The organism is Streptomyces sp. NTD107 (assembly GCF_059510435.1).
Genome location: NZ_JCAJZV010000016.1, coordinates 114,830 through 122,036 on the forward strand (window position 1 = coordinate 114,830; position 7,207 = coordinate 122,036).

Below are 7,207 nucleotides of genomic sequence, written 5' to 3' on the forward strand. Positions count from 1 at the left end.
CGGCTCACTCTCCGGCGGCGACGAGTACGGCGGCGACGGCGAGCACCAGGGCGCCGCCGATCAGGGCGGCCAGGTACGTCTGGACGTTGCCGGTCTGGGCGCGGCGGGTGAGGGTGCCCAGCAGCCCGGGGGCGGTGGCGGCGCCGCGTACATAGGTGTCGATGACGGTGCGGTCGAGGAACCGGACGAGCCGCGCGGCGGCCTGGGTGGGGCGGACGAACGCGGCCCGGTAGGCGGCGTCCAGCCGGAAGCCGGCGCCGGCCGGGGCGTACAGCGGCCCGAGAAGGCCGGGGCCCGGGTCGACGGCGGCGTCCGCCTCGTACGCCCGCCGCCAGCCCGCGTACATGATCAGACCGCCGATGAGGGCGGCGGCGGTGGCGAGCGCCGAGGTGGTGAGGGTGGGGGCGAGCGAGCCGCCGTCCAGCCAGTCGGGGAGCGCGCGGTAGGCGAGGCCGAGGAGCAGGGCGGGCACCGCCAGCAGCCACAGCACGGAGGTCATCACCGGGGTGCTGTCCTCGTGGACGACGGTGGGCGGCAGCGGCTCGGGGCGGGCGTGCACGGGGTCGTGGAAGGTGACCAGCCACAGCCGGGCGGCGTAGGCGGCGGTCAGCAGCGCGGTGAGGAGGGCGGTGACGAGCACGATCCAGCCGGCCGCCGTTCCGTCGTCGAGCGCGGCGTGTTCGGCCGCGCCTATCACCGCCTCCTTGGAGAAGAACCCGGAGAACGGCGGGATCGCGGCCAACGCCAGCAGCCCGATCGTCATCGTCCAGTACGCGTCCGGGGCGCGCTCCTTGAGGCCGCGCAGCCGGGACAGCGCGCGGAGCGAGCCGGTACCCGCGGTGTGGATGATGACCCCGGCGGCGAGGAAGAGGAGGGCCTTGAACGCGCCGTGGGTGAGGAGGTGGAAGACCGCCGCCTCGCGGTCGCCGACCGCCAGCGCGCCCGTCATCAGGCCGAGCTGGCCGATGGTGGAGTAGGCCAGTATCCGTTTGATGTCGTCCTGGGCGAGCGCGGCGAGCGCCGAGCCGGCCATGGTGAGCGCGGCGAGGACGGCGAGCACGGTCAGCGCGGCCGTGGAGGCGGTGAAGACGGGGAGCAGGCGGGCGATGAAGTAGACGCCGGCCGCCACCATCGTCGCGGCGTGGATCAGCGCGGAGGCGGGGGTGGGGCCGGCCATCGCGTCCGGCAGCCAGGTGTGCAGCGGGACCTGCGCCGACTTGCCGGCGACGCCCGCGAGGAGGAGCAGCGCGATGAGGGTGGGGTGGCTCAGCTCGAAGGAGGAGAGGGAGGAGGTGAGCCGGGTGACGATGGTGGAGATGCGGAAGGTGCCGGCGTCGGAGGCGAGGGCGAGGATGCCGATGAGGAACGGGACGTCGCCGAGCTTGGTGACCAGGAACGCCTTGAGCGAGGCGGCGCGGGCGGTGGCGGTCTCCCAGTAGTGGCCGACGAGGAAGTAGGAGCAGATGCCCATCACCTCCCAGCCGACGAGGAGGATGATCAGATCGTCGGTGTAGACGACCAGCAGCATCGCCGAGGTGAAGAGCGACACCAGCGCGGCGTACGAGGGGTAGCGCCGGTCACCGCGCAGATAGCCGGTCGAGTACAGCTGTACGCACCCGGCGACCACCGCCACCAGCACCGCCACCAGCACCGCGAACCCGTCCAGGCGCAGCGCCAGTTCGATGGGCAGCGCGTCGTTCCCGGTGGGGGCCAGGCGGTGCGCGGCGGTGACCGGCTCGCCGTCCGGGCCCTGGCGGGCCGCCACATAGATGGCGAGCCCGGCGGCGGCCAGCGTCGGCAGCACGGCGAGCGGCTGCACGAACCCCGGGGCGCGGCGCCCGGTGAGAAAGATCAGCGCGGCGGCCAGCGCGGGCAGCAGCGGTACGAGGACAGCGGCGGTCGTAACGGTCACTGGGCCTTCTCCCGGCGCTCACCCGTTTCGCGGAGTCGGTCCACGGAGGAGACACCGCGGTTGCGGTGGACGAGCAGCACGATGGCGAGGCCGATGCCGATCTCGGCGGCGGCGAGGGCGATGAGGAAGAGCGTGAACACCTGCCCCGAGTGCAGGCTGTCGCGCAGCCAGACGTCGAAGGCGACCAGGTTCAGCATCACGGCGGCGAGCATCAGCTCGACCGACATGAGGACGAGGATCGCGTTGCGGCGCGCCAGCACCCCGTACAGGCCCACGCAGAACAGCAGCACGGCGACCAGCGCGGGGTAGAGGAGGTGGAGTTCCATCAGCGGCGCTCCTCCCCGGTGCGGGTACGGGACACGACGATCGCGCCGACCAGCGCGGCGAGGAGCAGGACCGACAGCGCCTCGAACGGGAGCACCCAGTGCGCGAAGAGGCTCTCGCCGATCGCGTCGGTACGGCCGTGCGGCGGGTCGAGGTCGATCACCTCGCCCCGGAACGCGTCCGCCACCAGCACCACCAGCGCGACCGCCGACGCCCCGGCGACCGTCAGCGCCACCGGACGGTTGCCGGAATCCGCGTCCGGGGACGGGCCGATCGGCGCCTTCGTCAGCATCAGTCCGAAGAGCAGCAGGACGACGACCGAACCCAGATAGATCAGCACCTGCACCCACGCCACGAACTCGGCGGTGAGGAGCAGGTACTGCACGGCGAGCCCGCCGAGCGCCACCACCAGCCACAGCGCCGCCCGCACCAGCCGGGTGCTGGTGACGCACAGGACGGCCGCGCCGAGCACGACGACCGAGACCAGGAGGAAGATCACCTCCAGCAGGTTCACGAGGCCGGGCCCCCGCCCTGCCGCTCGGCGGCCTGCCGCTCGGCGGCCTTGCGGGCCGCCGCCAGTTCCTTCGGCTCCTCGGCGGACTCGGTGAGCGGCGGCGGCTCCGGCACCGTCCACATCCACTCGCGCAGCCGGTCGCGCTCGTGCGTCAGCTCGCGGATGTCGGTCTCCGCGTACTCGAACTCCGGCGACCAGAACAGCGCGTCGAACGGGCACACCTCCACGCAGATGCCGCAGTACATGCACAGCGCGAAGTCGATCGCGAACCGGTCCAGTACGTTGCGGCTGCGCTCCCGCCCGCCCGGCGCCGCAGCCGGGAGCGTCTCCTTGTGCGAGTCGATGTAGATGCACCAGTCCGGGCACTCGCGCGCACACAGCATGCACACCGTGCAGTTCTCCTCGAACAGCGCGATCACGCCGCGACTGCGCGGCGGCAGCTCGGGCTGCGCCTCCGGATAGTGCTGGGTGACCGAACGCCGGGTCATGGTGCGCAGCGTGATCGCCAGCCCCTTGGCGAGGCCCGATCCGTAACTCAAGAGATCACCACCTTGATGACGCCGGTCAGCGCGAGCTGCGCCAGGGCGAGGGGGACGAGGACCGTCCACGCGAACTTCTGGATCTGGTCGGCGCGCAGCCGCGGCCAGGCCACCCGCGTCCAGATGACGACGAAACTGAGCGCCGCCGTCTTCAGCAGCATCCACAGCCAGCCGAGCGAGTCGCTGAGCGGGCCGTGCCAGCCGCCGAGGAAGAGGACGGCGGTCAGCGCCGAGATGACCACGATGCCCGCGTACTCGGCGAGCAGGAACAGCGCGAAGCGCAGGCCCGAGTACTCGGTGTACGCGCCGAAGATGATCTCCTCCGGCGCGATCGGGGCGTCGAACGGCGGGCGTTGCAGCTCCGCCATGCCGGCCGTGAAGAACACGAACGCGCCCAGCAGCTGCCAGGGCACCCACCACCACTCGAACGCGGCGAGGATCCCGGTGAGCGAGAGCGTGCCGGCCGCCATCACCACGGAGGCGGCGGCGAGGAGCAGCGGCAGCTCGTACGCCATCAGCTGGGCGGCGGTGCGCAGCGCGCCGAGCAGCGAGTACTTGTTGGCGGAGGCCCAGCCACCCATGAGCGAGCCGAGGATGCCGACGCCGAGGACGGCGAGCACGAAGAAGATCCCGGCGTCGATGACCTGACCCACGGCCCCGGCAGGGCCGAGCGGGATGGCGACGATGACGACGAGGTACGGGATGAGGGCCACCGCCGGGGCCAGTTGGAACACCCGGCGGTCGGCACCCTCCGGGACGGTGTCCTCCTTCTGGACGAACTTCACCCCGTCCGCGACGAGTTGCGCCCAGCCATGGAAGCCACCGGCGTGCATCGGGCCGACCCTGCCCTGCATGTGGGCCATGACCTTGTGTTCCAGCTGCCCGACGAGCAGCGGGAGAATGAGAAAGGCGACAAAGACGGCCGCCACCCGAACCGCCACATCCAGCGCGTCCATCAGCCGTCCCCCTCCCCCGCGTCATCCCCTTCTGTACGCGCCCGACCGTCGCCACCACGTCCCCGGTCAGGCGCCCGCGGGGGCTCGGGGCTTTCCGCCGTCTCCGGTGGCGATGCGCCGTCGCCGGGATCGGGCGTGGGAGCGCGGCCGGCGTCGGGGGCAAAGCGGGTGTCGGCGTCGGCGTCGGCGTCGGCGAACGCGGGCTCCGGATGGTGCCAGGGCGCGTCACCGCCCCGACCACGCGACGACGAGGCGGGGGCGGGACGCGAAGCGCCACCCGCCGGGTCGGCGGTCTCCGCAGCGGAGTGGTCGGCCCGGCCCGCGGCCGGACCGCCACCGGCCGGGCGCTGATCCGCCGAGCGCGGAGCGTCCTGCGGTGCGTCCCCGCTTCCAGCGGGGCCCCCAGCACCCTCCCGCCGGCTCGCCGAACCCTCGCCCGCCGAACGCGACCGACGCGGCGGACGCGGAGCGTCCGGCGTCGGGGTGTCGCCCCCGGTGGGACGTCCAGCGGCCCCGGCCGGGCGTTGGCTCGCCGAACCCTCGCCCGCCGAGCGGGCGCGCCTCGGCGCGCGTGGCGGGGCTTCGCCCTCCGGCGTGCGGCGTGCCGCTCGGGCCGGCCGTGCCGGGGCCGCCGGGGGGAGCTGGCCCTTCTGGGGGCCCCATTCGTTCGGGTCGGGCACGCCCGGCGGCAGGGTCTGGCGGCGCTTCGGCGCACCGTGGCCCGACTCGCCCGGTTCCTTCGCGCCCGGCCACGCCTTCGCCACCCGCGCCGCCAGGACGAAGTCCTTCCGCAGCGGATGGCCCTCGAAGCTGTCCGGCAGCAGCAGCGGCGTCAGCCCGGGGTGGCCGGGGAAGTCGACCCCGAACATCTCCCGGGTCTCCCGCTCGTGCCACGCCGCGCCCGCGTACACCTCCGTCGCGCTCGCCAGCGCAGGCGACTCGCGCGGCACCAGCGTCCGCAGCAGCACCCCGCGCGGCGGCGCGCCCAGCGCCACCACGTGCGCGCACACCCGGAAGCCGTCCGGGCCCTCGTCCACCGCGCTCAGCCAGTCGAAGAACGTGCAGCCCAGTTCGTCCCGCGCGATCCGCAGCACCGCGAGCCAGCGCCCGGCCGGCACATCCACGGTCCGCAGGCCGTACGCCACCGACTCCGTGGCGTCCTCTCCGAACGTCACGGTCACCGGGTGACCAGTCCGCTCGTCAGTTCCGCCGCCGATGGCGACGAGGGCGACGAGGGCGCCGGGGCGGGCGCCCCGTACCGCTCCGCCGTCGACTCCTCCGCGATCTTCTCCTGCAACTTCAAAATCCCCTGGAGCAGCGCCTCGGGGCGTGGCGGACAGCCCGGTACGTACACGTCCACCGGGATGATCTGGTCCACCCCCTTGGTCACCGCGTACGAATCCCAGTACGGGCCACCGCAGTTCGAGCAGGCCCCGAACGAGATCACGTACTTCGGCTCCGGCATCTGCTCGTACAGCCGCTTCACCGCCGGCGCCATCTTGTCGGTCACCGTCCCGGACACCACCATCAGGTCCGCCTGCCGGGGCCCCGGCGCGAACGGGATGACACCCAGCCGGATGAAGTCGTGCCGCGACATCGACGCCGCGATGAACTCGATGGCGCAGCAGGCCAGTCCGAAGTTGAACACCCACAGGCTGTACCGGCGGCCCCAGTTGAGCACCACCTTCATCGGCTCGGGAGCCAGCCGCGCGAGCGCGCCGAGTTTCACGTCCACGTCAGAACGCCCTTCTTCCACGCGTACAGCAGCCCCACCGTCAAAAAGCCCAGGAAGACGAACATCTCCACCAGCGTCGTACCGCCGAAGCCCTCGCCCGCGAAGACCGTCGCCCACGGGAAGAGGAAGATCGCGTCCACCGCGAAGATCACATACAGAAACGCGTAGATGTAGTACCGCACCTGGGTGTGCGCCCAGCCCTCCCCGACCGGGTCGACCCCGCACTCGTACACCATGAGCTTCTCAGGGGTGGGCACCACGGGGCGCAGCAGCCGCCCCGCGGTGAAGGCCACCGCGACGAAGACGGCGCCGACCACAGCCACAAGGCCGACGACCGCGTAGCCGTGGAAGTATTCCGGCACGGTTGCCTGCCCCTCCGGCGCGCCCGGTGATCTGTCAGCACGGGAGTCTAGGGGGTAGCGGAAAGGTGGGGGTAGCCCTACCGCCGTCCACCGATGCGCCCCATGGCAGCGCCCGCGTGCGCCAGGGCAGTCTTGACGGCATGACCCCCAGCATCACCGGCCGCCGCGGCCCCGTCCTTGCGCCCACCGAGCCGCTGGCGCCCCCGCGCCCCGCGCTCAGCGCACAGACCTGGCGCGAGCTGGTCTACCTCACCACCAGCTGGGCGCTCGACCTCGTCGCCTTCGTCTTCGTCACGGTGTGGATCTTCGCCGCCGCCCTGCTGTCGCTCACCGCCGTCGGGCTGCCGTTCCTGGCCGCCGGGCTCACCGGCGTCCGCCTCCTCGGCCGCGGGGAGCGGGCCCGCGCCCGTGCCCTGCTCGGGCTGCGGGTCGAGGAGCCCAGCCCGCTGGCCGCCACCTACCGGGGGGCCGGCTTCTTCGGCTGGCTGTGGAGCACGCTCAAGGACCCGGTCGGCTGGCGCACCGCGCTGTTCTTCCCGGTCCGGCTGGCCTGGGGGCTGTTCACCTTCGCGGCGTTCTTCCCGTGCTTCCTGCTCCTGTGGCCGCTGCTGCCCTGGCTGGCGCGCGGCGCGAGCCACGTCGACCGGGCGCTGGTACGGGCCCTGCTGTCGCCCTCCGACGGGCTGGAGCGGCGGATCGCCGAGCTGGAGTCCGACCGGGCCTCCGTGCTGGACACCTCGGCGGCCGATCTGCGCCGCATCGAACGCGATCTGCACGATGGCGCCCAGGCCCGCCTCGTCTCGCTCGCCATGGACCTCGGTCTCGCCAAGGAGAAGCTGCTCAGCTCACCGGAGGACGCCGCCCG

9 protein-coding genes are annotated in these 7,207 nt (G+C 72.8%); 1 reads left to right on the forward strand and 8 read right to left on the reverse strand.

Features of this window, described 5'->3' with window-relative positions:
* Positions 1 to 4: 4 nt before the first annotated feature.
* The 8 genes from AC5WRL_RS25135 to AC5WRL_RS25170 are packed head-to-tail and all read right to left on the reverse strand — an operon-like array spanning position 5 to position 6,342.
* The gene (locus AC5WRL_RS25135) at positions 5 to 1,912 is read right to left on the reverse strand and encodes an NADH-quinone oxidoreductase subunit 5 family protein (protein ID WP_496090942.1); all 1,908 of its coding nucleotides are present in this window, start codon (positions 1,910 to 1,912) and stop codon (positions 5 to 7) included.
* Complete coding sequence (nuoK, locus tag AC5WRL_RS25140) at positions 1,909 to 2,238, reverse strand: NADH-quinone oxidoreductase subunit NuoK (protein WP_496090943.1); 330 nt, start codon at positions 2,236 to 2,238, stop codon at positions 1,909 to 1,911. Before nuoK ends, AC5WRL_RS25135 begins: the two co-directional genes overlap by 4 nt.
* Positions 2,238 to 2,750, reverse strand: a complete 513-nt coding sequence (locus AC5WRL_RS25145) for an NADH-quinone oxidoreductase subunit J family protein (RefSeq protein WP_496090944.1) — start codon at positions 2,748 to 2,750, stop codon at positions 2,238 to 2,240. Before AC5WRL_RS25145 ends, nuoK begins: the two co-directional genes overlap by 1 nt.
* Positions 2,747 to 3,238 (reverse strand): 4Fe-4S binding protein, encoded by a 492-nt coding sequence (locus AC5WRL_RS25150; protein ID WP_496090950.1) that lies wholly within the window; start codon positions 3,236 to 3,238, stop codon positions 2,747 to 2,749. Before AC5WRL_RS25150 ends, AC5WRL_RS25145 begins: the two co-directional genes overlap by 4 nt.
* A gap of 47 nt (positions 3,239 to 3,285) precedes the next feature.
* A complete protein-coding gene (locus AC5WRL_RS25155; RefSeq protein ID WP_496090945.1) occupies positions 3,286 to 4,245 on the reverse strand; it encodes a complex I subunit 1/NuoH family protein in 960 nt (319 codons plus the stop codon).
* Positions 4,245 to 5,420, reverse strand: coding sequence for an NADH-quinone oxidoreductase subunit C (locus tag AC5WRL_RS25160; RefSeq protein WP_496090946.1), 1,176 nt, complete (start codon positions 5,418 to 5,420; stop codon positions 4,245 to 4,247). The genes AC5WRL_RS25155 and AC5WRL_RS25160 overlap by 1 nt, the downstream gene beginning before the upstream one ends.
* A gap of 2 nt (positions 5,421 to 5,422) precedes the next feature.
* Positions 5,423 to 5,935 (reverse strand): NADH-quinone oxidoreductase subunit B, encoded by a 513-nt coding sequence (locus AC5WRL_RS25165; RefSeq protein ID WP_496090951.1) that lies wholly within the window; start codon positions 5,933 to 5,935, stop codon positions 5,423 to 5,425.
* 35 nt (positions 5,936 to 5,970) lie between these two features.
* The gene (locus tag AC5WRL_RS25170; RefSeq protein ID WP_030736494.1) at positions 5,971 to 6,342 is read right to left on the reverse strand and encodes an NADH-quinone oxidoreductase subunit A; all 372 of its coding nucleotides are present in this window, start codon (positions 6,340 to 6,342) and stop codon (positions 5,971 to 5,973) included.
* A 140-nt stretch (positions 6,343 to 6,482) separates the two neighbouring features.
* Between AC5WRL_RS25170 and AC5WRL_RS25175 the strand changes: the two genes are divergently transcribed.
* Positions 6,483 to 7,207: sensor domain-containing protein (locus AC5WRL_RS25175; protein WP_496090947.1), on the forward strand; the 725-nt coding region annotated here is incomplete at its 3' end.

Coding starts and splice junctions, on each gene's coding strand:
- AC5WRL_RS25155 (WP_496090945.1), bottom strand. CDS start 4,245: ATGGACGCGCTGGATGTGGCGGTTCGGGTGGCGGCCGTCTTTGTCGCC.
- AC5WRL_RS25165 (WP_496090951.1), bottom strand. CDS start 5,935: ATGAAGGTGGTGCTCAACTGGGGCCGCCGGTACAGCCTGTGGGTGTTC.
- AC5WRL_RS25150 (WP_496090950.1), bottom strand. CDS start 3,238: ATGACCCGGCGTTCGGTCACCCAGCACTATCCGGAGGCGCAGCCCGAG.
- nuoK (WP_496090943.1), bottom strand. CDS start 2,238: ATGGAACTCCACCTCCTCTACCCCGCGCTGGTCGCCGTGCTGCTGTTC.